This is a genomic window from Cupriavidus alkaliphilus (assembly GCF_014191175.1).
In the GTDB taxonomy this organism is placed as follows: Bacteria; Pseudomonadota; Gammaproteobacteria; order Burkholderiales; family Burkholderiaceae; genus Cupriavidus; species Cupriavidus alkaliphilus.
The window spans coordinates 628,400-654,172 of sequence record NZ_JACHWE010000003.1 but is presented as its reverse complement, the minus strand read 5'-3'; the positions used below and the strand labels follow the sequence as shown (position 1 = coordinate 654,172).

Here is a 25,773-nt window from a genome sequence, read left to right as displayed (position 1 = left end):
GCTGCCCCGGCTTACCAGCCCTTGCTTTGCGGCGCCGCGGGGCGCTGGCCGCCGGGCTCGGCGATAGCCGGCTTCAGCGGCGGCGCCGGCACGATGGGGGTCTGCGGATACAGCTTCTGCCAGCGCGCCTTCAGGCCGCTGGCGATCTCGGCCTGGTTGTAGCGCTCGGCAAAGTCGATCACGGTCATGCCCTGCTGGTTCTTCAGGCGCATGTCGGCGCCTTCGTCGAGCAGCAGCTTGACGGTCTCGATATGGCCGCCGCGCGCCGCCATCATCAGCGGCGTGGTGCCGTTGGGGCTTTCGGCGTCGATATACGCGGCATGGTCGACCAGGTACTTGACCACGTTGTTGTGGCCGTTGGTGGCGGCATAGTGCAGCGGCGTCCAGCCGGTCTTGTTGATCTCGGCCTCCATGTCGTCGACCATCAGCTTGACCATGTCGAGCTGGCCCTGCAGCGCGGCCATCATCAGCGGGGTTTCGCCGGCCGGGTTGGCCTTGTCGAAATCGATGTCCCTGGCACGGATCAGCACCGTGGCCGCCTTCAGCGACTTCTCGCGCAGCGCCAGCACCAGCGCCGGATTGCCGCGGTTGTCGACCACATTGGGGTCGACGCCCTTGGCCAGCAGCTTCTTGACGGTATTGGCGTCGTCGAACTCCACCGCCTTGCGCATGTCGTCGGCCGGCGCGGCCTGGGCGAGCGTGGCGGCGGCCAGCGCAACAGCGCCGGCGGCACGGCGGACAAATTTCATGTCAAACATGAGATTTCCTGTCAATGTGCTTGAATAGATTAAAGAAATTTTCCGTCGTCTGTTCCGCGACCTGTTCCACCGGCACTCCGCGCAGCTGCGCGATAAATTCGCCCACATGGCGCACCCAGGCCGGCTCGTTGGTCTTGCCGCGGTACGGCACTGGCGCCAGGTAGGGGGAGTCGGTCTCGATCAGCATGCGCTCGAGCGGCACCTTGCGCGCGGTTTCCTGCAGGTCCGCCGCGCTCTTGAAGGTGACGATGCCGGAAAACGAGATATGGAAGCCCTGGTCCAGCGCCTGGCGGGCGACCTCCCAGGTTTCGGTGAAGCAGTGCATCACGCCGCCGGCCTCGCCCGCGTTTTCCTCGCGCATCAGGCGCAGGGTGTCGTCGGCGGACGAGCGGGTATGGATGATCAGCGGCTTGCCGGTCTGGCGCGCGGCGCGGATATGGGTGCGGAAGCGTTCGCGCTGCCATTCCATCTCGGCGATGCTGCGGCCGTTGAGCCGGTAGTAGTCCAGCCCGGTCTCGCCGGTGCCGACCACGCGCGGGTGGGCCGACAGCGCCACCAGCCGCTCCAGCGTCGGGTCCTCGCCCTCTTCGTAGTCAGGATGCACGCCGACCGACGCGTACAGGTTGGGATGCTGCTCGGCCAGCGCCAGCACGCGCGGGAAGTCTTCCAGCGTGACCGAGATGCACAGCGCATGCGTGACCTGGTTGGCGCGCATATTGTCCAGCAGCTCCGGCAGGCGCGCGGCCAGTTCGGGGAAATCGATATGGCAGTGGGAATCGACAAACATGGGGAAATCTCAGGTGCGGTGCTCTGGCGGCGCTCAGGCCGCGCTCAGGCCGCGTCCACGCGGCGGCCGACGATGATCAGGTCGCGCTCGACACCGTCGAGCACGGCTACGCGCGGCAGGTCGCCCCAGCGCGTGAAGCCCAGCGCCGCGAACAGGCCCAGGCTGGGCGCGTTGTGCCCGAAGATAAAGCCGAGCAGCGTGTTGACGCCGACCGTGGGCGCGTGGTCGATGGCCTGCTGCAGCAGGTAGCGCCCCAGCCCCTGGCCGCGCCGCTGCGCGTCCAGATAGATCGACACCTCGGCGGTGGCGCCATAGGCCGGGCGCCCGTAGAAATCCGAAAAGCTCATCCAGCCGGCCATGCTGCCGCCGGCATCCTCGCACACCCATAGCGGACGGCGCCCGGGCTGGTGGGCGTCGAACCAGGCCTGGCGCGAGGCCACGGTGACCGGCTCGGTGTCGGCCGTGACCATGCGCGAAGGCACAGTGCTGTTGTAGATGGCGACGATGCCCGGCAGGTCGCGGGGCTCGGCAATACGTAGCGAAAAATTCATTGAGAATCAAAAGGTTGTGATGGAAATCTCACAACATTCATAAGGTTTGGGTGGGGCGCCCGGACTCCAGCATCTTGCCCAGGATTTCCTCCACCGCGCGGCGCAGGTTGCGCCCGTTGTCGTCGTCGGGCAGGTGCACGCCGACGCCGGGCGTCTTCATCGGCGTCCCCGCGGGGGTGATCCAGGCCACGTGGCCCGCGATCTGGTATTTCTGCGGCCGGTCGAGCAGCGACAATACCAGGAACACCTGCTCGCCCAGCCGGAACGGCCGGTTCGACGGCACGAAGATGCCGCCGCGCGCCAGGAACGGCATATAGGCCGCGTACAGCCCGGCCTGGTCCTTGATCGACAGCGACAGCACGTTGGGCCGCGAGGCCGCCCCGCCACCGCCGCTTCCTGTGACGCTACCAAAGCCCGCCTCGGCCGGCCCGGTGCCGGCGACTGCCGTGTTCATGGTTGACCCCCTGATAACGTTGCTGCTTGTTGTTATGGCTTGTTGTTATGAACCGCGCCCGGCCACCTGCCGCGCTAGCGGAACAGCTGCCGGTACTCCAGAAATACCGCCTCCATCACCAGCCGTGCCGCGAGCGGATGGTTCTCGCTGCGGCGGTGCGCGTTCAGGCGCGCGGCAAAGCCCTGCAGGCCGTATGCATCGGTAGCGCCGGCGCAGCGCACCAGCACGGCGCGCTCCCTGGGGAAGTACCGCGGCGCGGCACCGCCGTCCAGGCGCAGTGCCAGCAGATCGTACGTCCAGCGCTGCAGGATGCCAAGCACGGCGGGCACCGGCAGCTTCTGCAGTTGCTCGGCCGCCGCGGCCGCATCGAAGGCGGCCGCGGCGCCGAGCTGGCCGACCAGCCAGCGCTGCAGCGGCTGCTCCTCGGCCTCGGCCGCGTGCAGCGCGGTCAGCGGCGAGCCGCCGGCCAGCGCCAGCTGAGCCTCGGCATCCGCCACGCCCTGCCCGCGCAGCCACGCCAGCGCGGCCTCGGGCGTCGGGCGCTGGGCCGAAAACTGGCGGCAGCGCGACAGGATGGTCGGCAGGATGCGGTCCAGGCGGTCGGTCACCAACAGGAACACGGTCGACGGCGGCGGTTCTTCCAGCGTCTTCAGCAAGGCGTTGGCGCCCTCGGCCTGCAGCGCGTCGAGCGGATAGACCACCACCACGCGCAGCCCGGCGCGGTGCGTGCCGACCCCGACGGCCTCGATCAGCGCGCGCACCTGCTCCATGCGGATGATCTTGCTGGGCGCCTTCTTCTTGCCGCCTTCGTCGGTTTCCGCCTCGGCCGCGGCGTCGAGGGCCTCGGGCCGCACCACGGTGAAGTCCGGGTGGTTGCCCTGGCTGAACCAGTGGCAGGCGGCGCACTGGCCGCAGGGCTGCCCGTCCGCGAGAGCAGCCTCGCACAGCAGCCCCTGGGCGAAATGCAGCGCCAGGTCGCGCTTGCCGATGCCTTGCTGGCCGTGGATCAGCAAGGCATGCGGCAGCCGCTCGCGCAGCGCGCCCAACCGTTGCCAGTCTTCTTTCTGCCAGGGATAGAGCATGTAAATCAGTAAGTTAGCGGTCCAACTTCGAGTACTGCCTGAATATTGCCGTGACGCCGGCTGAAACATGCCGGCTAATCAGATAGTTGCTAGGATCTTCTCGAGTTCATCGCGAATATCGGCAATGCTGCGGGTGGCGTCGATGACGCGGAAGCGCTGCGGCGACTGCGCCGCACGGCGCAGGTATTCGTCACGGGTGCGCTGGAAGAAGGCGCGCGATTCGGCCTCGAACTTGTCCGGCGTGCGCGCGGCGGCCAGGCGGGCGCTGGCGGTTTCCAGGGGCACGTCGAACAGCAGCGTCAGGTCCGGCTGCAGGCCGCCCTGGACCCAGCCTTCCAGCACTTCCAGCCGGCCCGTGGCCAGGCCCCGGCCGCCGCCCTGGTAGGCAAAGGTGGCGTCGGTGAAACGGTCGGAGATGACCCACTTGCCGCGCTCCAGCGCCGGCGCGATGACTTCGGCGATATGCTCGCGCCGCGCGGCGAACATCAGCAACGCCTCGGTTTCCAGGTGCATCTTGCGGTGCAGCAGGATCTGGCGCAGGTCTTCGCCCAGCGACGTGCCGCCGGGCTCGCGCGTGGTGACGACACCGGCGATGTCGGCGCGCGCGCGCAGCCGGTCGGCAACCCAGTCGATATGGGTGCTCTTGCCGGCGCCGTCGATGCCCTCGAAGGTAATGAATTTTCCGCGCATGGAATGCCTATTTGCCGCGCTGGTACTTGTCGACCGCGCGGTTGTGTTCGGGTAGCGAGTTGGAGAAATGGCTGCTGCCGTCGCCGCGGGCGACGAAGTACAGCGCGTCGGACGGCGCCGGCGTGGTCGCCGCCGCCAGCGAGGCCAGCCCCGGCAACGCAATCGGCGTGGGCGGCAGGCCGGTGCGGGTGTAGGTATTGTACGGGGTGTCGGCCTGCAGGTCGCGCTTGCGCAGGTCGCCGTCGAAGGCCTGGCCCAGGCCGTAGATCACGGTCGGGTCGGTCTGCAGCAGCATGTTCTTCCTGAGACGGTTGATGAACACCGCGGCGATCATCGGGCGCTCGGCGGCCTGGCCGGTTTCCTTCTCGACGATCGACGCCATCACCAGCGCCTCGTACGGGGTCTTGTACGGCAGGTCGGGCGAGCGCGCGTTCCAGGCCTCGTTCAGGCGGCGCTGCATGGCACGGTAGGCGTGCTTGTACAGTTCCAGGTCGCTGCTGCCACGGGCGAACAGGTAGGTGTCGGGAAAGAACAGCCCCTCGGGCGAAGCCTCGGGCGCGCCGATGGCTTTCATCAGTTCGGCGTCGGACATGCCGCGGGTGTCGTGGCGCAGCGCCGGGCTGGCATCGACCGCGGCGCGCATCTTGCGGAATTCCCAGCCCTCGATCACCGTGACCACGTAGTGCGTGACCTCGCCACGCGCGAGCTTGCCGAGGATCGACAGCGGCGTGGCGCCGGTTTCGAACTCATAGCCGCCGGCCTTCAGGACGGCGCCGTGGCCGGTCAGGCGCGCCAGCAGCACGAACAGCCGCGGGTCCATGCCCACGCCGCCGCGCTGGATCTGCCGGCCGACGCTGGCCACGCCGGAATTGGGCTTGATCACCACTTCCACCGGCGACTTGCTCAGCGACACCGGGTGATTGGCCCACCACGCAAAGCCGCCCACGGCCGCCAGCGCGAATACCAGCACGGCAAGCCCAAGGGTGAGGAGTAAACGTTTCATGTATCAGGTATAGGGACCGGCCGCCGGCACCGCGGTCGGACTTGCATGCCGCCGCGGACCACCGGCGCCGGCCGAAAATCTCGTAGCCCCATATAATAACCGGCAGCCTGCCACCGACCGTGAGCCGTGGCGCCGGCGCCTCCCGCGCGTCCGGCACCGCGCACCCTCGGTGGCCCGTTTCCTTCCCTCCCCGATTTGCCTCGACGACTGCCTCGCAATGCCAGCACTGAATCCCCAAGCCCAGGAACTCGCCGCCAACCTTGACGCGCTGCAGGCCGGCGGCGTGGTCTGCGCCCCGGCGGGGCTCGGCCTCGTTCGCGTGGCGGGCGACGATGCCGCCAGCTTCCTGCACACCCAGCTGACCAACGCGGTCGACGACCTGGCGCCGGGCGCGGCGCGCCTGGCCGGCTACTGCTCGCCCAAGGGCCGGCTGCTGGCCACCTTGCTGATGTGGCGCGACGCCGACGGCATCGTGCTGCAGCTGTCGGCCGAGATCCAGGCCGCGGTGCAGAAGCGGCTGTCGATGTTCGTGCTGCGCGCCAAGGCCAAGCTGTCCGATATCACCCCGACCCACGCCATCCTCGGCGTGGCCGGCGCCGGCGCCGCCGGCGCGCTGGCCGCGGCCGGGCTGCCCGCGCCGGAAGCCGCGTTTGCCGTGGCGACGGCCGACGGCGCCACCGTGATCCGCCTGCCGGACAGCGCCGGCCAGCCGCGCTGGCAGCTGGTGCTGCCGGCCGAGCGCGCCGACGCGGTGCGCGCGGCGCTGTCCGCCACGCTGACCGGCGCCGCGCCGGCGTTGTGGGACTGGCTCGAAGTGCAATCCGGGCTGCCCCGCATCGTCGCCGCCACGCAGGAGCAGTTCGTGCCGCAGATGATCAATTTCGAGCTGGTCGGCGGCGTCAATTTCCGCAAGGGCTGCTATCCGGGCCAGGAAGTGGTGGCGCGCAGCCAGTACCGCGGCACGCTCAAGCGCCGCATGTGGCTGGTGCAGGGCGAAGGCGAGGTGCCGGCGCCCGCCGCCGAGATCTATCGTCCGGAAGACCCGGGCCAGCCCTGCGGCATGATCGTCAACGCCGCGCCCGCGCCAGATGGCGGCTGGGCCGGGCTGGCCGAGCTGAAGATCGATGCCGCCGGCAGCGCGCTGCGGCTGGGCAGCGCCGAGGGCGCGGCAGTGGCCACCGCCAGCCTGCCCTACGCGGTGCCGCTGGGGGAAGCCGCCCAGGCCGCCGGCTGATTGCCACAGGACCCGCCATGAGCGATCACCTCTACGTCTATTTCCGTGTGCCGGAAGCCGTCGCCGCCGAAGCGCTGCCGCACTGGCACCGCTGGATGGAAACGGTCGCCGAAGCCACCGGAATTGGTGGTACGCTGATGCGCAGGCCGGAAACCCGCGCCGGCGTGCAGACCTGGATGGAATGCTACGCCGACGTGCCGCCCGCGTTCGATGCCACGCTGGAAGGGCTGTGGCGCCAGAGCGGGCTGGACCAGTGGGTGGAAGGCGAGCGGCGTGCCGAACACTTTATCGACCTGGACGTGCTGTAGGCGCACTACAGACGTCGTGTGGACGCCGTCGGACTGAAGTACGCGGGAACCGCTGGCGCGGTCCCCCGGCAAAGGAAGCGAATCGATGTGTCTGATCCTGGTTGCCTGGCAATCGCACCCGGACTATGCCCTGGTCGTGGCCGGCAACCGCGATGAATTCTATGCCCGCCCCGCGGCGGCCGCGCACTGGTGGCAGGATGCGCCCCAGGTGCTGGCCGGCCGCGACCTCGCCGAGGTCATCGGCGAGCCCGGCACCTGGATGGGCGTCAACGCCGACGGCCGCTTCGCCGCGCTGACCAACTACCGCGCCCCGTCCGAAAAACGCACCGACGCGCGCTCGCGCGGCGAACTGGTGGCGGGCTTCCTGCGCGGCCACGCGGCGCCGTTCGACTACCTCGACAACCTCGCCGGCGAAGACGGCGGCTACAACGGCTTCAACCTGCTGGCGAGCGACCTGCGCGAACTATGGTGGTACAGCAACCGCTCGGCCTCGCGCCAGCCGCAACGGCTGCGTCCGGGCCTGTACGGCCTGTCCAACGCGCTGCTCGATACGCCCTGGCCCAAGGTGCGCAGCCGCGTCGGCGCGCTGGCCGAAGTGCTGGCCGCAGACAGCGGCCAGGCCACCGCCAGCGCCGAACCCTACCTGCAGATGCTGGCAGACGAACGCCAGGCCGCGGATTTCGAGCTGCCCGCCACCGGCGTGGCGCCGGAGTGGGAAAAGCTGCTGTCGTCCGCCTTCATCCGCTCGCCGATGTATGGCACGCGCGCCAGCACGGTCCTGCGCATCCGCCATGACGGACGCTTCGACCTGAACGAGCGCAGCTTCGACGCCGATGGCCGCATCGGCGACGTGGCCTTCCACGGCACGCTGAACCTGTCGCGCGACACCGGCATCGTGCAGGCGCCGCGCTGACGGGCGCGGTGCAACGGGCGCCTCAGCCGGGCAGGCGCTTGCGCATCTCCACGTGCGGGATGCCGGCCTCTTCGAATTCCGGCCCCACCTGCTCGAAGCCCACGCGCGCATAGAACGGCGCCGCGTGGGTCTGCGCGTTGAGCACCAGTTCCGGATAACCCAGCTGTTCCGCCTTGCGCATCAGCGCCTCCAGCACCAGCGCGCCGACGCCGCTGCCGCGCGCCGGCTTCAGCACGGCCATGCGGCCGATATGGCCGTCGGGCAGCAGCCGGCCGGTGGCTAGCGGCGTGCCGTCGTCGGCCAGCGCCAGCGCGTGCCAGCTGGGCTCGTCCCATTCGTCCCATTCCAGTGCCACCGGCACGCCCTGCTCTTCGACAAAGACGGTGTAGCGGATGGCGCGCGCGCGGTCGCGGGCTTCGGACCAGGGACAGATCAGCACTGTAGCGGGCATGGCGGTGAAAGCGGGCTAGTGGAAAGGCGGGCGCCAATGATACGCCAGGACCGGACCCGTCGCAGTCGCACCAATGTGGAGCGTTGTCCGCACAGATCCCTGCCCCTCTGCACCATGTCAGGGTTTACCTGGGGTCGGCAGCCGTATAGCAAATTTGTATGATGACCTGATTACCGAATGACCGGGAAAGCTGCCGTGTTCCAGAAAGTCCCTGCCCGCGCCCTGACCGACAACGTTGCCGAACAGCTGCTGGACAAGATCCAGAGCGGCGCCTTTGCCCGCGGCGACAAGCTGCCCACCGAGGCGGTGCTGTCCGAGGAGTTCGGCGTCAGCCGCACCGTGGTGCGCGAGGCCATCTCCCGGCTGAAATACGAAGGCGTGGTCGAGTCGCGCCAGGGCAGCGGCGTGTTCGTGACGCTGCAGGCCGGCATCCGGCCGCTGCGCATCGACTACACCGACACCGGCACGCTGGAATCTGTGCTGCAGATCGTCGAGCTGCGCCGCGCGATCGAGGCCGAGGTGGCCGCGCAGGCGGCCCGGCGCCGCACCGATGCCTCGATGGCGGCGATCGACGCCGCGCTGGCCCGCCTCGACGAGGTGGTGGCGCAGGGCGGCGATGGCGTCGCCGAGGACGTGGGCTTTCACCGCGCCATCGCCGAAGCGACCGGCAACCCTTATTTCCTCAAGACGCTCGAATTCCTGAGCCAGTACCTGGAAGCCGCCACGCGCGTGACCCGCACCAACGAGGCGCGGCGCGCGGACTTTTCGCGCCAGGTGCGCGAGGAACACCAGGCCATCGTCGCCGCGATCCGCGCCGGCGACCCGCTGGCCGCGCGCAATGCCGCGCAGAACCACATGTACAACGCCGCGCACCGGCTGGCCCAGCTGGGCGCCGACGAAAGCGGCGCCGCGCACGGCGCGACCAACTGACGCGCCACCGCAAGCATCGAATCATCCGTATCTGTTTCAGGGAGTCCCTATGTCCAGGAATATCGGCGTCATCGGCCTTGGTGCCATGGGCTTTGGTGTCGCGCAGTCGCTGCTGCGGGCCGGTTTCAACGTGCATGCCTGCGATCTGCGCCCGGAAGTGCTGCAGCGCTTTGCCGATGCCGGCGGCGTGCCCTGCGCCTCGCCCGCCGAGCTGGGCAGCCGCTGCGACGTGGTGCTGACGCTGGTGGTCAACGCGCAGCAGACCGAAGCGGTGCTGTTCGGCGCCGACGGTGCCGCGGCGGCGATGCAGCCGGGCAAGCTGGTGATCGCCAGCGCCACGGTGCCGCCGGGCTTTGCCGAAACCCTGGGCCGCCGCCTCGCCGAAAAAGGCCTGCTGATGCTCGACGCGCCGGTCTCGGGCGGCGCCGCGCGCGCCGCCAGCGGCGAGATGACCATGATGACCTCCGGCCCCGCCGAGGCCTATGCGCTGGCCGAGGACGTGCTGGCTGCCATCGCCGGCAAGGTGTACCGCCTGGGGGCTGCGCACGGCGCCGGCTCCAAGGTCAAGATCATCAACCAGCTGCTGGCCGGCGTGCATATCGCCGCGGCCGCCGAAGCGATGGCGCTGGGCCTGCGCGAAGGCGTGGATCCGGACGCGCTCTATGACGTGATCACCCACAGCGCCGGCAACTCGTGGATGTTCGAGAACCGCGTGCCGCATATCCTGAAGGGCGACTACACGCCGCTGTCCGCGGTCGACATCTTCGTCAAGGACCTGGGCATGGTGCTCGACACCGCGCGCACCAGCAAATTCCCGCTGCCGCTGTCCGCGGCCGCGCACCAGATGTTCATGATGGCCTCGACCGCCGGCCACGGCGGCGAGGACGATTCGGCGGTGATCAAGATCTTCCCGGGCATCGAGCTGCCGGGCCAGGCTGAATAAGGAGCCGGAACCATGACCGCCCTCCTTGGCTGCATCGCCGACGACTTTACCGGCGCCACCGACCTCGCCAACACGCTGGTGCGCAATGGCATGCGTACCGTGCAGACCATCGGCGTGCCCGGATCCATGGCCGATATCGGCAGCGCCGACGCCGTGGTGGTCGCGCTCAAGTCGCGCACCGTGCCCGCGGCCCAGGCCGTGGCCGAGTCGCTGGCCGCGCTGCAGTGGCTGCGCGCGCAGGGCTGCCGCCAGTTCGTCTTCAAGTACTGCTCCACCTTCGATTCGACCGACGCCGGCAATATCGGCCCGGTGGCCGAGGCCTTGCTGGCGGCGCTGGACAGCGACTTCACCATCGCCTGCCCGGCCTTCCCCGAGAACGGCCGCACCATTTTCCGCGGCCACCTGTTCGTCGGCGATGCGCTGCTGAACGAATCGGGCATGGAGCAACATCCGCTCACGCCGATGACCGATGCCAACCTGGTGCGCGTGCTGCAGCGCCAGAGCAAGCACAAGGTGGGGCTGCTGCGCTACGACGCGGTCGCGCGCGGGGCGCAGGCCACCGCCGAGCGCATCGCCGCGCTGCGCGGCGACGGCGTGCGCATGGCGATTGCCGATGCGGTCTCCGACGCGGACCTGCTCACGCTGGGTGAGGCGTGCGCGGGCCTGCCGCTGATCACCGGAGGCTCCGGCATCGCGCTGGGCCTGCCTGGGAACTTCCGCCGCGCCGGCCTGTTGCCGCAGCGCGCCGACGCCGACGCGGTGCCGGCCATCGACGGCCCCGGCGTGGTGCTGGCCGGCAGCGCCTCGCGCGCGACCAATGGCCAGGTGGCACGCTGGCTGGAGCAAGGCCGCCCGGCGCTGCGCATCGACCCGCTCGCGCTGGCGCGCGGCGAGGCCGTGGCCGACGCCGCGCTCGCCTTTGCCGCCGCGCATGACCAGCCCGTGCTGGTCTATGCAACGTCGAGCCCCGACCAGGTCAAGGCGGTGCAGGCCGAGCTGGGCGTGGCGCGCGCCGGCCACCTGGTCGAGCAATGCCTGGCCGCGGTCGCCGCCGGGCTGAAGGCACGCGGCACGCGGCGCTTCGTGGTGGCCGGCGGCGAGACCTCGGGCGCGGTGGTGCAGGCACTGGGCGTGACCGCGCTGCGCATCGGCGCGCAGATCGCGCCGGGGGTGCCGGCCACCGTCACGCTGGATGCCACGCCGCTGGCGCTGGCGCTCAAGTCCGGCAACTTCGGCGGGCCGGACTTTTTCGACGAAGCGCTGCGCCAGCTGGGAGGCCAGTGATGAGCACCGAAAGCAAGCTGCGCGAAGAGATCTGCCGCATCGGCGCCAGCCTCTACCAGCGCGGCTATACCGTCGGCTCGGCCGGCAACATCAGCGCACGGCTGGACGATGGCTGGCTGATCACGCCGACCGATGCCTGCCTGGGCATGATGGATCCGGCCGCGGTCGCCAAGGTCGCCGTCGACGGCAGCTGGGTCTCGGGCGACAAGCCGTCGAAGACCCTGACGCTGCATCGCGCCATCTATGACAACCACCCCGGGGCGCACGCCGTGGTGCATACGCACTCGACGCACCTCGTGGCCCTGACGCTGGCCGGTGTCTGGCAACCGGACGACGTACTGCCGCCGCTCACGCCCTACTACGTGATGAAGGTCGGCCATATCCCGCTGATTCCCTATCACCGGCCCGGCGATCCCGCGGTCGCCGCGCGCGTGGCCACGCTGGCCGCGCAGGTGCGCGGCGTGCTGCTGGAGCGCCTGGGGCCGGTGGTTTGGGAGTCCAGCGTCTCGCGCGCCGCGTTCGCGCTGGAAGAACTGGAGGAGACCGCCAAGCTATGGATGACCATGAAAGACCTACCCGGCTTTGCCGCCCGCGCGGCGCTGCCCGACAGCGCCCTGGCTGAGCTGCGCGACGCCTTCCAGGCGCGCTGGTAGCACCAGCCCCGCCGCTTCCCTGACAACCCCGGCCTGATCCCGGCGCGGCGGCCACGGCCACCGCGCGGGGGACGCGCACGCCTGCAATCCGCGCGCGGCCGCCATCACAAGACCAGACTCACCACCATACCCGGAGACCACCGATGCCATCCAACCAACCGGCGGCCAGCGTGCCCGCCTTCGACAGCCTGGGCGGCAACGCCCGGCTCGACGCCGACTCCCAGATCGAGAAACGCGCCTACAGCAAGGTATTCTGGCGCATCATGCCGTTCCTGATGCTGTGCTACGTGGTCGCCTACCTCGACCGCGTCAACGTCGGCTTCGCCAAGCTGCAGATGGGCCAGGACCTGGCCTTCTCCGAGACCGTGTTCGGCCTGGGCGCGGGCCTGTTCTTCATCGGCTATTTCCTGTTCGAGCTGCCCAGCAACCTGCTGATGCACAAGATCGGCGCGCGCATCTGGATCGCGCGCATCATGATCACGTGGGGCATCATCTCGGCGCTGTTCATGTTCGTGCAGACGCCGACGCAGTTCTACGTGATGCGCTTCCTGCTGGGCCTGGCCGAAGCCGGCTTCTATCCCGGCGTGATCCTGTACCTGACCTACTGGTTCCCGGCCAACCGCCGCGCCAAGATGATCGCGCTGTTCATGTCCGGCATCCCCATCGCCGGCATGTTCGGCAACCCGCTGTCGGGCTGGATCATGGACGCGTTCAACGGCACCCACGGCATGCGCGGCTGGCAGTGGATGTTCCTGCTCGAGGCGCTGCCCGCGTTCGTGATCGGCTTGCTGACGATCTTCGTGCTGCGCGACGGCATCGACAAGGCCCCGTGGCTGGACGCCGACGAGAAGCGCGTGCTCAAGCGCAATATCGAGGAAGACCAGCGCAATGCCGGCGCCGCCGCCGGCAAGGGGCATGGCCACTCGCTCGGCGCGGTGTTCGCCGACCGCCGCGTGTGGTGGATGTGCCTGATCTACTTCTGCTTCGTCACCGGCCAGTACGCGCTGACCTTCTGGATGCCCACGCTGGTGAAGTCCAGCGGCGTGACCGGCAACCTCAACATCGGCCTGCTGTCCGCGATTCCGTTCCTCTGCGCGGTGGTGGTGATGAACATCCTGGGCCACAGCGCGGATGCGCGCCGCGAGCGCCGCTGGCACCTGATCGTGCCGGCGCTGATGGGTGCCGCGGGCTTTGCCATCGCCGCTTCGTTCACCAACAATACGACCGTGGCGATTGCCGCGCTGTCGCTGGCCGCCGCGGGCGTGCTGACCTGCGCGCCGCTGTTCTGGTCGCTGCCGACGTCGTTCCTGTCGGGCATCGCCGCGGCCTCGGGCATTGCGGTGGTCAACTCGGTGGGCAACCTGGCCGGCTTCGTGTCGCCGTACATGGTGGGCGCGCTCAAGGACCTGACCCAGAGCACCCAGCTGCCGATGTACGTGCTGTCGGCCATCCTGGTGGTCGGCGCGGTGCTGGTGTGGCTGACGCCCGCTAAACTGGTCAATCGCTGAACCCGCTTTCGCTTCCGGAGTTTCCCATGCCGCGCTTTGCCGCCAACCTGTCGATGATGTACCAAGAGCACGCCTTCCTGGACCGTTTTGCCGCTGCCGCGGCCGACGGCTTCCAGGCGGTCGAGTACCTGTTCCCGTACGAGCACCCCGCCGCCGAGCTGCGCGCGCGCCTCGACGCGAACGGCCTCGCGCAGGCGCTGTTCAATGCCCCGCCGGGCGACTGGGCGGCGGGCGAGCGCGGCCTGGCGGCGCTGCCGGGACGCGAGGCGGAATTCCGCGGCAGCATCGGCCGCGCGCTCGAATACGCCGGCGTGATCGGCAACGACCGCATCCATGTGATGGCCGGCCTGGTCCCCGCCGATGCCGACCCCGCGCGCTGCCGCGCCGCCTACCTGGAGAACCTGGCCTTCGCCGCCAATGCGGCGGCCGCGCAGGGCGTGACCGTGCTGATCGAGCCGATCAACACGCGCGACATGCCGGGCTACTTCCTCAACCGCCAGGACGACGGCCAGGCGATCTGCAAGGAGGTCGGCGCGGCCAACCTCAAGGTGCAGTTCGACTGCTACCACTGCCAGATCGTCGAGGGCGATGTCGCGATGAAGCTCAGGCGCGACTTCGCCGGCATCGGCCATATCCAGATCGCCGGCGTGCCCGAGCGCCATGAGCCGGACCTGGGCGAGCTGCACTACCCCTACCTGTTCGACGTCATCGACGCGCTCGGCTATGCCGGCTGGATCGGCTGCGAATACCGCCCGCGCGCCGGCACGTCGGCAGGCCTGGGCTGGCTCAAGCCCTACCTCGGCCACTGATGCAAAACCACTGAAGATCTCTTGCCATGAACGTACTGATTACCGGCGGCGCCGGATTCCTCGGCCTGCAGCTGGCCCGCCTGCTGCTGCAACGCGGCACCCTGAACCTGGACGGCAAGGCCGTTGCCTTCGAGCGCCTGACGCTGCTCGACGTGGTCGCGCCGCAAGGCCTCGACGATGCGCGCGTGCGCGTGGTCACCGGCGACCTGTCCGATGCGGCGGTGCTGCGCCAGGCCATCGACCGGGACACCGGCGCGGTGTTCCACCTCGCCGCCGTGGTCAGCGGCCAGGCCGAGGCCGATTTCGACCTGGGCATGCGCGTCAACCTGGATGCCTCGCGCGCGCTGCTCGAAACCTGCCGTGAACTTGGCCACAAGCCGCGCGTGCTGTTCACCAGCTCGGTCGCGGTCTATGGCGGCGAGCTGCCGCCGGTGGTGCAGGACGACACCGCGCTCAATCCGCAATCGTCGTACGGCGTGCAGAAGGCCATCGGCGAACTGCTGCTGTCGGACTACAGCCGCCGCGGCTTCGTCGACGGCCGCGTGCTGCGCCTGCCCACCATCAGCGTGCGCCCCGGCAAGCCCAATGCGGCGGCCTCGTCGTTCGCCAGCGGCATCATCCGCGAGCCGCTGTCGGGTGTCGCCGCCAACTGCCCGGTGGCACCGCAGACGCCGCTGTGGCTGCTGTCGCCGCGTGCGGCGGTGGCGGCGCTGGTCAACGGCATCGAACTGGCGGGCGAGCGCCTGGGCAACCGCCGCGTGGTCAACCTGCCGGGGCTGTCGGTCACGGCGGCGGGCATGGTCGACGCGCTGCGCCGCGTCGCGGGCGATGCGGTGGCGGACCTGGTGACGTGGGAACGCGAGGAACGCGTCGAGAAGATCGTCGGCACGTGGCCGGCGGCGTGGAATGCGGCGCGCGCGCGGGACCTGGGCTTCGAGAGTGACGCGAGCTTTGATGCGGTGATTCGGGCTTATATGGAGGATGCGGGGGTGGGCATCTAAGCGGCCCGCGTTTGCTTGGCGCGAAGGCTCTGTTATGTTCTGAGAGCCGGTCCCCTCTCCCGCTTGCGGGAGAGGGGAGCAAACAAGCGGGATATGAAGCCTCGTCCGGGGGCGGACTACCCCGCCGGCTTCACCACCTCATACCCCTCGATCACCTCCCGCACCACCCCCGGAATCGCCGCCGACTTCTGCGTCGCCGGATCCGCGCACACATAGACGATTTCACCGGTGATCAGGTGCTCGTCGCCCCGATACATCTCCACCCGGAACAGCATGCTCGACCGCCCCAGCCGCGCCATGCGGCCGCGGATGTCGAGCTGGTCGTCGAAGCGCGCCGACGCGTGGTACTCAAGAGTCGACTTGACCACGAAGATATCCACGCCGTGCGCGTGCAGCACGTCTTCCGGATAGCGGATGCCCAGCGCGCGCCAGTACTCGGTCACGCAGATATCGCAATACGTCAGGTAGTGCGCATTGAAGACGATCGATTGCGGGTCGACTTCGGACCAGCGCACGCGCAGCGGGATGGTATGGCGGAACTCCTCTTTGGCCATTGACGTGGTCTCCTTGTTGATTGTTCCGGAACGCTGTAAAGACATCAGGCCGCCGTACCCGCCGGAGCGGGGCCGGCAGGCGCGGCGGCCCGAATGCACGCGAGGCGGTGGCTGGCCGCAGGCTTACTGCGGCTTGGCCAGCCCGAGCTTCTCGATGATCGCCTTTTCCTTCTTGACGGTGTCGGCCGCGAACTGCGCGTACTGCTGGGTGTTCATGTAGAACGGCTCCATGTCGAACTTGGCCAGCGACTCGCGGTAGTTGGGCATTTCCATGGCTTTCTTGAAGGCGTCATGCAGCTTCTGCACGATCTTCGGGTCGGTGCCCTTGGGCGCGACCAGGCCGAACGGCGAGGTCTGCACGATGCCCATGCCCAGTTCCTTCAGCGTCGGCACGTTGGGGAAGCGCGCCGAGCGCTTCTCGCCCCAGGTCGACAGCAGGCGCAGCTTGCCCTGCTCCACGTACGGCGCCCAGGCCGGCGTATCGGCAACCGACATTACGTGGCCGCCGAGCAGCGCCTGCATCGATTCCGAATTGCCCTTGTACGGGATATGCGAAAACTGCACGCCCTGCTTCATCGCCAGTTCTTCCATGGTCAGGTGCAGCGTGGTCATCGAACCCGGCGAGCCATAGGTCAGCTTGCCCGGGTTGGCCTTGGCGTAGGCAACGTACTCCTGCATGGTCTTGATCGGCGAATCGGCCGGCACCACCAGGCCGAACGAATAGCCGGCAAGGTTGATGATGTAGCTCAGGTCCTTGACCGGGTCCCAGTTGATCTTGGTGGTGTACGGCAGGCGGTAGACCGGCATGGCCACCTGCGCCAGCGTGTAGCCGTCGGGCGCGGTGCTCTGCATCAGCTGCGCCGGCAGCACGCCGCCGGCACCCGGCTTGTTCTCGACGATCACCGGCTGGCCCAGGATCTTCGAGGCGTTGTCGGCCAGCACGCGAAACGGGATATCCGTGGAGCCGCCGGCGGTGTAGCCGATCACCAGCCGGATCGGGCGCTGCGGGAACTTGTCGGCCTGGGCCTGGGCGGGCATGGCGGCAAGACCGAGGGCCGCGGCGGCGGCGATGCCCGCGCGGGCGAGGAAGTGGCGGCGTTGCATTTGACGATGTCTCCTAGTGCTGCAAATCACTGCTTGAAAAATGCGTGGACCGGCGCGACCGCAAGGCGCAGCCTAGTCCTGCAAGGTGCCGAACGCGGTGCGCAGCGCGGCGACGGCATCGGCATGCGCCTGCGCCACCGCAGGCACGAACCGGCCCAGCTTGAAGAAGTCATGGATCATGCCGGGGTAGTCGGCCAGCGTGGCGGCAACCCCGGCGGCGCGCAGCTTTTCGGCGTAGGCCACGCCCTCGTCATGCAGCGGGTCGTAGCCGGCCACCGCGATCCAGGCCGGGCACACCCCGCCCACCTCGGCACCGGTGCCGCCGCCGTCGAGCGGAGCAAAGCGCCAGTCGTCGCGGCTGGCCTCCTGGTCCAGGTACTGCGCGAAGAACCAGCGGATCATGTCCGCCGTCAGCAGGTAGCCGTCCGCCAGCGCGCGGTGCGACGGCGTATCCTGGCGCGCGCAGGTGCCCGGATAGATCAGCAGCTGCAGCACCGGCGCGAGGCCGGCATCGCGCGCCTGGACCGCGCAGGCCGCGGCCAAAGTGCCGCCGGCACTGTCGCCGCCCAGGCCGATGCGCGCCGGGTCGGCGCCGAGCTTGTCGGCTTCGGCGAAGACCCAGTGCAGCACATCGAAGGCGTCGTTGACCGCGGTCGGGAAGCGCCACTCGGGCCCCAGCCGGTAATCCACCGACAGCACCATGCAATCGGCCTGGCCGCACAGCAGGCGGCACAGCGGATCGTGCGAATCGACGCTGCCGACCGTGAAGCCGCCGCCATGGAAGTACACCAGCAGCGGCAGCGGCTCGATCCAGCTGGCCTCGCGCGGCACATACAGCCGCACCGGGATGGCGTGGCCGTCGCGGGCCGGCACCAGCAGGTCTTCCGCGCTATGCACCGGCGGCGGGTTGATGTCGAGGATCGGCGCGCTTTTCTCGTAGGCGATCTTGGCGTCTTCCGGCGCCATGGCGTGGATCGGCGGCCGCTTGGCGCGCGCGATCAAGGCCAGCAACGCGGCCATCTGCGGGTCCAGCGGACGGTCCGGCAGGCCTGGCGTGGCGGATAGGGAAGACGGTACGACAGACATAGGGCGTAATGCGGCGCTAACCCCGGTGCAGGCCCCGCGTGCTGCGCGGGCGCGGCCTCGGCATCGGGAGAAGTTCGAATAGTGAACGATCGTTCGATTTTAGTATGATGCCAGATGTTTCCGACCCGGGGCAGTCCGAGATAACCCCGAAAAGTCCTGCTCATCGTGCCACGCGGCAAGTTTTTGCGCGATGATCGGCTGGCAGCACGCCGAGGGCGAGCGGAAACGATTGCGGCAGGTCCATTGAACCCCAGGACAGCGCACGGCGCCAGCCACAGGCCAGGCCCGTGACAAGAAGGAATTCGAACGATTTCGCGGCAGATCCCAGCAGGAGACAAGCAAACATGGCGTTCATCTACTATCTGACCCACATTCACCTGGACTTCGGCGCGGTCAACGTGCTGAAGTCGGAATGCGAGCGCATCGGCATCCGCCGGCCGCTGCTGGTGACCGACCAGGGCGTGGTCGCGGCCGGCGTGGCGCAGCGCGCCATCGACGCGATGCAGGGCTTGCCGGTGGCGGTGTTCGACGAGCGTCGAACCCGACCGAGGCCATGGTGCGCAAGGCCGCCGCGCAGTACCGCGAACAAGGCTGCGACGGACTGGTGGCGGTGGGTGGCGGGTCGTCGATCGACCTGGCCAAGGGCATCGCCATCCTGGCCACGCACGAGGGCGAGCTGACCACCTATGCCACCATCGAAGGCGGCAGCGGCAAGATCACCGACCAGGCCGCGCCGCTGATCGCGGTGCCCACCACCTCCGGCACCGGCAGCGAGGTTGCGCGCGGCGCCATCATCATCCTGGACGACGGCCGCAAGCTGGGCTTCCATTCCTGGCACCTGCTGCCCAAGTCCGCGGTATGCGACCCCGAGCTGACGCTGGGCCTGCCCGCCGGCCTGACCGCTGCCACCGGCATGGACGCCATCGCCCACTGCATCGAGACCTTTCTGGCGCCCGCCTTCAACCCGCCCGCGGACGGCATCGCGCTCGACGGCCTGGAGCGCGGCTGGACCCATATCGAGCGCGCCACCCGCGACGGCAACGACCGCGATGCGCGCCTGAACATGATGAGCGCGTCGATGCAGGGCGCGATGGCGTTCCAGAAGGGCCTGGGCTGCGTGCATTCGCTGTCGCACCCGCTGGGCGGGCTCAAGATCGACGGCCGCACCGGCCTGCACCACGGCACCCTCAACGCGGTGGTGATGCCGGCGGTGCTGCGCTTCAATGCCGACGCCCCCACCGTGGTGCGCGATCACCGCTACGCGCGCCTGCGCCGCGCCATGCACCTGCCCGACGGCGCCGACCTGGCGCAGGCGGTGCACGACATGACCGCGCGCCTGGGCCTGCCCACCGGCCTGCGCCAGATGGGCGTCACCGAGGACATGTTCGACAAGGTGATCGCGGGCGCGCTGCTCGACCACTGCCACAAGACCAACCCGAAAGAAGCCAGCGCCTCGGATTATCGGCGTATGCTTGAGCAGTCCATGTAGCACACCGCGTAGCACCCAGCGGCTTCCCGCCGGTCGGACCGACCAAGCGGCTGTCCGGCGGCCCTCCCTCCACAGCGCAGGAGACACTATGAGCGGCGAGCACTTGCAGGTAGTCCATGGCGACATTACCCGGTTGGAGGTCGATGCCATCGTCAATGCGGCCAACAGCGGCCTGCTCGGCGGCGGCGGCGTCGACGGGGCCATCCACGGGGCCGGCGGCCCCGCCATCATGGAGGCCTGCCGCGCGATCCGCGACGCGCAGGGCGGCTGCCCCACCGGCGAGGCGGTGCTCACCACCGGTGGCCGCCTGCCGGCGCCCTACGTGATCCACGCGGTCGGGCCGGTGTGGCAAGGCGGGAGCCAGGGCGAGGAAGAGCAGCTCGGCAATGCCTACCGCAACAGCATCCGGCTGGCGGCGCAGCATCACCTGCGCACGCTGGCCTTCCCCAACATCAGCACCGGCATCTATGGTTTCCCGCGCGAACGCGCGGCGGATATCGCCATCGCCGCGGTGCGCGAGGCGCTGGCCGGGGCGCCGGAGATCGAGCAGGTCACCTTCGTCTGCTTCGATGACGAGAACTACCGGCTTTACCGCGAGCGGCTGAGCTGAAACCCGGCATGCGGCGGCCTGTGCCGCCGCATGCGGGTTTTTGCGGTGCCAGCGGTGCCGGCGGTCAGGCCGGCAGCGCGCTGCGGATCAGCTGGTTGATCCGTTCCGGCTGCTCGTGGATCACCCAGTGCGTGCCCTCGGGGATGCGCTCCAGCCGCAGGTCGGGTACGAAATCGGCCAGGCCATCCACCAGCGACTTCGGCAGCGCGCGGTCGCGCTCGCCCCACACCACCAGCGTCGGCACCCTGACCACGAATGCGGCCGGGTCCAGCCGTGAAATATCGGGCGGCGGCTCGCCCTCGCCCGGCGGATGCATCGGCGAGGCGCGGTAGAAATTGACGCCGCCGGTCAGTGGATGCACCCCGGCGTCCTTGCCTTCGCCCGGCTGCGACCACGCCGCGTGGTACCTGGCGCGGGTCTCGGCGGTGTACCAGGCCGCCGGCTTGCCGTCGTCGTCGGACAGCATCCGGTCCAGCAGCGCGAAGTCGTTGGCGGCCAGCGCCTGTTCCGAGCCCGGCTTGCGCAGCCAGTTCATGTAGGCCGACGCGGCCTGCTGCGCCGGATCGGTGGCCAGCGCGCGCGCGAACAAGTACGGGTGCGGCGAATTGACGATGATGAGCTGGCGCACCAGTTGCGGAAACTGGATCGCCAGGTTCCAGCAGATCGCCCCGCCCCAGTCGTGCGCCACCACCACGGCCTGGTCATAGCCCAGCGCGCCGATCAGCTGCACCAGGTCTTCGACGATATGGCGTGGCCGGTAGGCATTCACGTCGGCGGGCTTGCTCGACAGGTTGAAGCCGCGCAGGTCGGGCGCCACGGCAAAATGCGTGCGCCCGAACTCGGCCAGCTGCGCCTCCCATTCGAACCAGAATTCCGGAAAGCCGTGCACGAACAGCATCAGCGGCTTGCCGCGCTCGCCCGCGCTGGCGTAGTGCAGCCGGGTCTCATTGGGCAGCGTGGCGTATTGCAGGTGACGGATCACGGCGGCGGGGGCTGCCATGTTGTTCTCCATATGCGGTCCCTCCTCGTTGTGGCGTGGTGCTGGCCAGCGTTGGCCAACGCTGCTGGCGAACGTCAGCTCAGCCGCGCAACGCGGCAACCAGGCCCGCGCGGACCTCGGGCTTGTCGGCAAACGGATCGCCGGGGTTGCGCTGCCCGACGATATCCTCGAAGCGCTGGCGCACGGGGGCGAGCGCCTGGGGGTGGGAATAAATATAGAAGCTTTCGTCGCGGATGGCATCGAAGGTGATCTGCGCCACTTCCGCCGCGCTCACTTTGCCGGAACCGACAGCCTTGTCCGACAGCGCCTGCGACACCAGCTGCGAGCGCGTCGGCGGCGCCTGGTTGGCCAGGTCGGCGGGCCGGTTGCGCTGCGACTGGCTGATGCCGGTCGGCACGAAGTACGGGCACAGCACCGAGCAGCGCACCTGCTGCGTCACCAGCCCGAGGTCCTGGTACAGCGTTTCGGTCAGCGCCACCACCGCGTGCTTGGACACGTTGTAGACGCCCATCGCCGGCGGATTCAGCAAGCCCGCCATCGATGCGGTGTTGACGATATGCCCCTCGAACGCCGGGTCCTTCTCCGCGGCCGCCAGCATCAGCGGCGTGAAGATGCGCACGCCGTGCACCACGCCGTACAGGTTGACGCCCATCACCCATTCCCAGTCCCGCTCCGAGTTTTCCCAGATCAGGCCGCCCGCGCCGACGCCGGCATTGTTGAACAGCAGGTTGACCTGGCCGAAGGCCTCGATCGCGGCATCGGCCAGCGCCTGCACCTGCCCGGCTTGCGAGACGTCGGTGCGCAAGCCGATCACCGGCACGTTGCGCGCCTGGAATTCGGCGACGGTCGCGTCCAGCGCGTCTTCCTGCACGTCGGCCAGCACCAGCTTCATGCCGAGGTCCGCTGCGATGCGGGCAAATTCCTTGCCGAAACCCGAGGCGCCACCGGTAATGACGGCCACCTTGTTGGAGAAATCCTTCATGTCGTCTGTCCTGTCGCGTGAGTCGAATGGGGGGCTGCCCGCGGCATGGCGGGCATGCTGGCTCAGTCCAGCAGGTCGGGCTGTTCCTTGACGATGCGGGCGTAGAGTGGCTGGAACTGGAACCAGCCCGCCTGCGCGGTGCCGACGATCGAATACGCCTGGCGTGCGGCCGCGTCGGCAATCACCTTCAGCGGCGCCTGCGTGCGCGCGGCGGCGGCTTCGGCCAGCAGCTGCACCTGGCAGGAGCGCTCCATGGTGATGAACCACCACGCCGCTTCGTCGACGGTCTTGCCGACGGTGAGCAGGCCGTGGTTCTGCAGGATGGCCGCCTTGTTCTGCCCCAGCGCGTTGGCGATGCGCTGGCCCTCGTCGAGCTCCACCACCACGCCGCCAAAGTCGTCATAGACGGCATGGTCGTTGTAGAAGGCGCACACATCCTGCGTCAGCGGGTCGAGCGGCCGGCCCAGCGTCGACCAGGCGCGGCCATAGGTGCTGTGCGAATGCGCGGCCGCGACCGCGTCGGGGCGGGTCTGGTGCACGCGCGAATGAATGGCGAAGGCCGCGGCATTGACCGGGTAGTCGCCCTCGACCACGTCGCCGTGGTGGTCGCAGCGGATCAGGTTGGAGACCCGGACCTGGCTGAAATGCACACCGAAGGGATTGACCCAGAAGGTGTCGGGAAACTCGGGGTCGCGCGCAGTGATATGGCCGGCCACGCCTTCGTCGAAACCGAATTTCGAGAACAGCCGGAAGGCAGCGGCCAGGCGCTGCTTGCGGTGCAGGCGCTCCTCGGCGGCGGTGGCGAACTGGGGCGGCCGCGGCAAATTGCGGTAGCGGGCCTTGACCTCTTCAGGCAGGCCGGCGCCGATATCGTCGGCATCTTGTACTTGCGGGGCTTGCGGGGCATTCATGGGTGTCTCCTCTTGTGTTCGCGGTCCGTCATGGACGGCAACGCTTATTGGAGTGACAAACTACGCGCCCTACTACGTCATTCCCGCGCAAGCGGGAATCCAGCGTCTTTGAAAGCCACTGGGTCCCCGCCTCCGCGGGGACGACGTGTTGGCTATTGGTACCTCACCAGCATGGCCCGCACTTACACCAGCTTGACCAGCTGCTTGCCGAAGTTCTTGCCCTTGAGCAGGCCCATGAAAGCCTCCGGCGCGCTGGCCAGGCCCTCGGCGATGCTCTCGCGGAACTTGAGCTTGCCCTGCGCGACCGCGGTGCCCAGCTCCTTCAGCGCCTGCGGCCAGACTTCCATGTGCTCGGAGACGATAAAGCCCTCGATGGTCAGGCGCGAGACCAGAATCAGCTGCGGGTTCTTCAGCGGCAGCGGCTGGCCGTCATAGCCGGCGATCATGCCGCACATGGCGATGCGGCCGAAGGCGTTCATGCGCGACAGCACCGCGTCGAGGATATCGCCGCCGACGTTCTCGAAGTAGCCGTCGATGCCATCGGGCGTGGCCTCCTTGAGCATGGTGTAGAGCTCCTTGGGGTCTTTGGCCGCCTTGTAGTCGATACAGGCGTCGAAACCCAGCTCGTTGACCACGTAGTCGCACTTGTCCTTGCCGCCGGCAAAGCCGACTGCGCGGCAGCCGGCCAGCTTGGCGAGCTGGCCCACCACGCTGCCGACCGCGCCCGACGCGGCGCTGACCGCGATGGTCTTGCCCGCCTTGGGCTGGATGATCTTGTTCAGGCCATACCATGCGGTCACGCCCGGCATGCCGACCGAGCCGAGGTAGGCCGACAGCGGGATATGCGTGGTATCGACCGGCTGCAGGCCGGTGCCGTCGCTGACCCCCATTTCCTGCCAGCCGAACATGCCGACTACCTTGTCGCCCGGCTTGAACCTGCTGTTCTTGCTTTCCACTACTTCGCCGACGGTGCCGCCGATCATCACCTCATCGAGCGGCTGCGGCGCGGCATACGACTTGCTGTCGTTCATGCGGCCGCGCATGTACGGATCGAGCGACAGGTAGTGGTTGCGCACCAGCACCTGGCCCTCCGCGATCTGCGGCACGGGCACTTCTTCCAGCCGGAAATTGGCCGGCGTCACAGCGCCCTCGGGACGCGAGGCCAGGACGATGCGCTTGAACGTGTTGGACATGGTGGGTTCCTTCCAATGGGAGATGGAAACTGCATGGAAACTGCTGATGCGGGGCAATGCGGCACATGTAGCGCCCCGCCTGTGCTGCGCCGGCGCTCAGCCGTCGGCGCCGGTATCGGTGTCGCCCGGGCGCTGCGGCGGCATGCGCCGGATGTACTTGAACGTGCCCGAGCCGCGCGCCACGGTCTTGCCGTCGGCATCGACGATCTCGGCCTCGCAGAACACCATGGTGGTGGTGCGATGCACGGTGGTGCCGCGCGCGGTCAGGTGGCCGCGGCCCGGCGCCATGAAGCTGCTCTTCATCTCGATGGTGACCACGCCGCGGCCATCGGCATCGCTGCTGCGGCCGGCCACCGCCATGGCCACATCGAGCAGCGTCATGATCACGCCGCCGTGGGCCATGTCCCAGCTGTTCTGGTGGCGCTTTTCGGTCGGCAGCGAGATCTCGCTGCGCCCGCCCTCGGCCAGGCTGCAGGTCACGCCAAGCTCGGCAAGGAAAGGAATATGGCTCAGGGAGCCGGTGTACTGGTTCATGGCAATGCGAGTGGAAGTGGGGGTTGGAGGGGCGCCGGCAGATCGCCCGCCGGCACCGACCCCGAATTATTGCCGCAAACGCCGACAGTCGCTCGGACCGCGCTCGGACCGCACTCAGACCGCGCTGACGCCGCCGTCCACCGCCAGGATCTGCCCGGTGATGTGCTTGCCGGCATCGCTGGCAAACAGCAGCGCCGCGCCCTTCAGGTCTTCGTCGTCGCCCAGCCGATGCAGCGGCACGCCCGCGCACATCGCCTCGACGCCCATGCGCTCGAGCGAGCCCCTGGTCATCTTCGACGGGAAGAAGCCCGGCGCCAGCGCGTTGACGGTGATGTTGTGCTCGCCCCACTCCGCCGCCAGCGTGCGCGTGAAGTTGACCACCGCGCCCTTGGAGGTGTTGTAGGCAATGGTTTCCATGGTGCCCGGCGGATTGCCGGCCAGGCCCGCGATCGACGCCACGTTGATGATGCGGCCGTGGCGGCGTGGGATCATCGACAGCTTGCCGACGCGCTGGCTCAGCAGGAACAGGCCGCGGATATTCAGGTTCATCACCTTGTCCCACGCTTCCAGCGGATGGTCTTCCGCCGGCGCGCCCCAGGTGGCGCCGGCGTTGTTGACCAGGATGTCGATGTGGCCAAGCCTGGCGATGGCCTCGTCGGCCAGGCGCGCGATCTCGGATTCCTGCGAGCCGTCGGCGGCGATCCAGTCGGCCTCGATGCCGAGGCCTTTCAGGTGTTCCTGCGCGGCGCGCAGCTCGTCGGCCTTGCGCGCCGACAGCACGATGCGCGCGCCCTGCTCGCCCAGGGCCTCGGCAATCTGCAGGCCAAGTCCGCGCGAGCCGCCGGTGATCAGCGCGGTCTTGCCCTTCAGGTCAAACAGTTGCTGGATGGTGCGCATGTTGTCTCTTCCTTGGTTGTCTTTGAATGAGGCAGTAAGCAGCCAGGACCGGCG

At 68.7% G+C, this 25,773-nt stretch carries 29 protein-coding genes and 1 pseudogene; 12 read left to right on the top strand and 18 right to left on the bottom strand.

Annotation, left to right across the window (positions count from 1 at the left end; genetic code table 11):
• Positions 1-11: 11 nt before the first annotated feature.
• The 7 genes from FHX60_RS14615 to mltG all read right to left on the bottom strand — a co-directional run bounded on the left by FHX60_RS14615 (position 12) and on the right by mltG (position 5,325).
• Positions 12-758 (bottom strand): ankyrin repeat domain-containing protein, encoded by a 747-nt coding sequence (locus FHX60_RS14615; RefSeq protein ID WP_112776939.1) that lies wholly within the window; start codon positions 756-758, stop codon positions 12-14.
• Positions 751-1,545 carry a TatD family hydrolase gene (locus tag FHX60_RS14610; RefSeq protein WP_062799218.1) on the bottom strand — a complete coding sequence of 265 codons (795 nt, stop codon included), beginning with the start codon at positions 1,543-1,545 and terminating at the stop codon, positions 751-753. The genes FHX60_RS14615 and FHX60_RS14610 overlap by 8 nt, the downstream gene beginning before the upstream one ends.
• A gap of 44 nt (positions 1,546-1,589) precedes the next feature.
• A complete protein-coding gene (locus FHX60_RS14605) occupies positions 1,590-2,096 on the bottom strand; it encodes a GNAT family N-acetyltransferase (protein WP_092316376.1) in 507 nt (168 codons plus the stop codon).
• 37 nt (positions 2,097-2,133) lie between these two features.
• On the bottom strand, positions 2,134-2,550 hold the full coding sequence (locus tag FHX60_RS14600; RefSeq protein WP_112776940.1) for a PilZ domain-containing protein: 417 nt from the start codon (positions 2,548-2,550) through the stop codon (positions 2,134-2,136).
• A 74-nt stretch (positions 2,551-2,624) separates the two neighbouring features.
• On the bottom strand, positions 2,625-3,632 hold the full coding sequence (locus tag FHX60_RS14595; RefSeq protein ID WP_183283761.1) for a DNA polymerase III subunit delta': 1,008 nt from the start codon (positions 3,630-3,632) through the stop codon (positions 2,625-2,627).
• A 78-nt stretch (positions 3,633-3,710) separates the two neighbouring features.
• Positions 3,711-4,322 carry a dTMP kinase gene (tmk, locus tag FHX60_RS14590; protein WP_092316382.1) on the bottom strand — a complete coding sequence of 204 codons (612 nt, stop codon included), beginning with the start codon at positions 4,320-4,322 and terminating at the stop codon, positions 3,711-3,713.
• A 7-nt stretch (positions 4,323-4,329) separates the two neighbouring features.
• Positions 4,330-5,325, bottom strand: a complete 996-nt coding sequence (gene mltG, locus FHX60_RS14585) for an endolytic transglycosylase MltG (protein WP_183283760.1) — start codon at positions 5,323-5,325, stop codon at positions 4,330-4,332.
• A gap of 217 nt (positions 5,326-5,542) precedes the next feature.
• Between mltG and ygfZ the strand changes: the two genes are divergently transcribed.
• The 3 genes from ygfZ to FHX60_RS14570 all read left to right on the top strand — a co-directional run bounded on the left by ygfZ (position 5,543) and on the right by FHX60_RS14570 (position 7,780).
• The gene (ygfZ, locus tag FHX60_RS14580; RefSeq protein WP_183283759.1) at positions 5,543-6,559 is read left to right on the top strand and encodes a CAF17-like 4Fe-4S cluster assembly/insertion protein YgfZ; all 1,017 of its coding nucleotides are present in this window, start codon (positions 5,543-5,545) and stop codon (positions 6,557-6,559) included.
• 17 nt (positions 6,560-6,576) lie between these two features.
• Entirely contained in the window at positions 6,577-6,867 is a 291-nt protein-coding gene (locus FHX60_RS14575) for a DUF4936 family protein (RefSeq protein ID WP_012352764.1), read from the top strand.
• A gap of 85 nt (positions 6,868-6,952) precedes the next feature.
• A complete protein-coding gene (locus FHX60_RS14570; protein ID WP_112776944.1) occupies positions 6,953-7,780 on the top strand; it encodes an NRDE family protein in 828 nt (275 codons plus the stop codon).
• Between the two features lie 22 nt (positions 7,781-7,802).
• Here the strand turns inward: FHX60_RS14570 and FHX60_RS14565 are convergent, their stop codons facing one another.
• Positions 7,803-8,231 carry a GNAT family N-acetyltransferase gene (locus tag FHX60_RS14565; RefSeq protein ID WP_183283758.1) on the bottom strand — a complete coding sequence of 143 codons (429 nt, stop codon included), beginning with the start codon at positions 8,229-8,231 and terminating at the stop codon, positions 7,803-7,805.
• A gap of 195 nt (positions 8,232-8,426) precedes the next feature.
• Here FHX60_RS14565 and FHX60_RS14560 point away from each other — a divergent pair, with 195 nt between their 5' ends.
• The 7 genes from FHX60_RS14560 to denD all read left to right on the top strand — a co-directional run bounded on the left by FHX60_RS14560 (position 8,427) and on the right by denD (position 15,359).
• Positions 8,427-9,161 (top strand): FadR/GntR family transcriptional regulator, encoded by a 735-nt coding sequence (locus FHX60_RS14560; RefSeq protein ID WP_092316547.1) that lies wholly within the window; start codon positions 8,427-8,429, stop codon positions 9,159-9,161.
• 49 nt (positions 9,162-9,210) lie between these two features.
• On the top strand, positions 9,211-10,104 hold the full coding sequence (gene ltnD, locus FHX60_RS14555) for an L-threonate dehydrogenase (protein ID WP_183283757.1): 894 nt from the start codon (positions 9,211-9,213) through the stop codon (positions 10,102-10,104).
• A gap of 12 nt (positions 10,105-10,116) precedes the next feature.
• Positions 10,117-11,388 carry a 3-oxo-tetronate kinase gene (gene otnK, locus FHX60_RS14550; RefSeq protein ID WP_183283756.1) on the top strand — a complete coding sequence of 424 codons (1,272 nt, stop codon included), beginning with the start codon at positions 10,117-10,119 and terminating at the stop codon, positions 11,386-11,388.
• A complete protein-coding gene (gene otnC / locus FHX60_RS14545; protein WP_183283755.1) occupies positions 11,388-12,041 on the top strand; it encodes a 3-oxo-tetronate 4-phosphate decarboxylase in 654 nt (217 codons plus the stop codon). The genes otnK and otnC overlap by 1 nt, the downstream gene beginning before the upstream one ends.
• A gap of 143 nt (positions 12,042-12,184) precedes the next feature.
• On the top strand, positions 12,185-13,549 hold the full coding sequence (locus FHX60_RS14540; RefSeq protein ID WP_112776949.1) for an MFS transporter: 1,365 nt from the start codon (positions 12,185-12,187) through the stop codon (positions 13,547-13,549).
• 26 nt (positions 13,550-13,575) lie between these two features.
• Positions 13,576-14,358 carry a 2-oxo-tetronate isomerase gene (gene otnI, locus FHX60_RS14535; RefSeq protein WP_183283754.1) on the top strand — a complete coding sequence of 261 codons (783 nt, stop codon included), beginning with the start codon at positions 13,576-13,578 and terminating at the stop codon, positions 14,356-14,358.
• A 26-nt stretch (positions 14,359-14,384) separates the two neighbouring features.
• Positions 14,385-15,359: a D-erythronate dehydrogenase gene (gene denD, locus FHX60_RS14530; protein ID WP_183283753.1), complete on the top strand. Its 975-nt coding sequence runs from the start codon at positions 14,385-14,387 to the stop codon at positions 15,357-15,359.
• Positions 15,360-15,475: 116 nt separating this feature from the next.
• Here the strand turns inward: denD and FHX60_RS14525 are convergent, their stop codons facing one another.
• The 4 genes from FHX60_RS14525 to FHX60_RS14510 all read right to left on the bottom strand — a co-directional run bounded on the left by FHX60_RS14525 (position 15,476) and on the right by FHX60_RS14510 (position 18,458).
• Positions 15,476-15,913: a YbgC/FadM family acyl-CoA thioesterase gene (locus FHX60_RS14525; protein WP_092316404.1), complete on the bottom strand. Its 438-nt coding sequence runs from the start codon at positions 15,911-15,913 to the stop codon at positions 15,476-15,478.
• A 123-nt stretch (positions 15,914-16,036) separates the two neighbouring features.
• On the bottom strand, positions 16,037-17,017 hold the full coding sequence (locus FHX60_RS14520) for a tripartite tricarboxylate transporter substrate binding protein (protein ID WP_183283752.1): 981 nt from the start codon (positions 17,015-17,017) through the stop codon (positions 16,037-16,039).
• 72 nt (positions 17,018-17,089) lie between these two features.
• Positions 17,090-18,103: an alpha/beta hydrolase gene (locus FHX60_RS14515; RefSeq protein WP_112776953.1), complete on the bottom strand. Its 1,014-nt coding sequence runs from the start codon at positions 18,101-18,103 to the stop codon at positions 17,090-17,092.
• A gap of 160 nt (positions 18,104-18,263) precedes the next feature.
• The gene (locus FHX60_RS14510) at positions 18,264-18,458 is read right to left on the bottom strand and encodes a hypothetical protein (protein WP_183283751.1); all 195 of its coding nucleotides are present in this window, start codon (positions 18,456-18,458) and stop codon (positions 18,264-18,266) included.
• On the opposite strand from FHX60_RS14510, the pseudogene gbd reads away from it, so the two are divergent.
• Together gbd and FHX60_RS14500 are read left to right on the top strand one after the other, a co-directional pair.
• A pseudogene (gene gbd, locus FHX60_RS14505) lies at positions 18,448-19,592 on the top strand (4-hydroxybutyrate dehydrogenase). The gene FHX60_RS14510 and the pseudogene gbd sit on opposite strands and share 11 nt — an antisense overlap.
• Positions 19,593-19,680: 88 nt before the next feature.
• On the top strand, positions 19,681-20,202 hold the full coding sequence (locus FHX60_RS14500; RefSeq protein ID WP_183283750.1) for an O-acetyl-ADP-ribose deacetylase: 522 nt from the start codon (positions 19,681-19,683) through the stop codon (positions 20,200-20,202).
• A gap of 64 nt (positions 20,203-20,266) precedes the next feature.
• Here FHX60_RS14500 and FHX60_RS14495 read toward each other — a convergent pair whose 3' ends face one another.
• From FHX60_RS14495 to FHX60_RS14470, 6 genes are all read right to left on the bottom strand, one after another.
• On the bottom strand, positions 20,267-21,214 hold the full coding sequence (locus FHX60_RS14495; protein ID WP_112776955.1) for an alpha/beta fold hydrolase: 948 nt from the start codon (positions 21,212-21,214) through the stop codon (positions 20,267-20,269).
• A 67-nt stretch (positions 21,215-21,281) separates the two neighbouring features.
• A complete protein-coding gene (locus tag FHX60_RS14490; RefSeq protein ID WP_112776956.1) occupies positions 21,282-22,184 on the bottom strand; it encodes an SDR family oxidoreductase in 903 nt (300 codons plus the stop codon).
• A gap of 62 nt (positions 22,185-22,246) precedes the next feature.
• Positions 22,247-23,095 carry a class II aldolase/adducin family protein gene (locus tag FHX60_RS14485; protein WP_183283749.1) on the bottom strand — a complete coding sequence of 283 codons (849 nt, stop codon included), beginning with the start codon at positions 23,093-23,095 and terminating at the stop codon, positions 22,247-22,249.
• A 182-nt stretch (positions 23,096-23,277) separates the two neighbouring features.
• Entirely contained in the window at positions 23,278-24,288 is a 1,011-nt protein-coding gene (locus tag FHX60_RS14480) for an NADP-dependent oxidoreductase (RefSeq protein WP_112776958.1), read from the bottom strand.
• Between the two features lie 96 nt (positions 24,289-24,384).
• Entirely contained in the window at positions 24,385-24,822 is a 438-nt protein-coding gene (locus tag FHX60_RS14475) for a PaaI family thioesterase (protein ID WP_092316422.1), read from the bottom strand.
• A gap of 114 nt (positions 24,823-24,936) precedes the next feature.
• On the bottom strand, positions 24,937-25,719 hold the full coding sequence (locus tag FHX60_RS14470; RefSeq protein ID WP_112776959.1) for an SDR family oxidoreductase: 783 nt from the start codon (positions 25,717-25,719) through the stop codon (positions 24,937-24,939).
• Positions 25,720-25,773 lie beyond the last annotated feature (54 nt).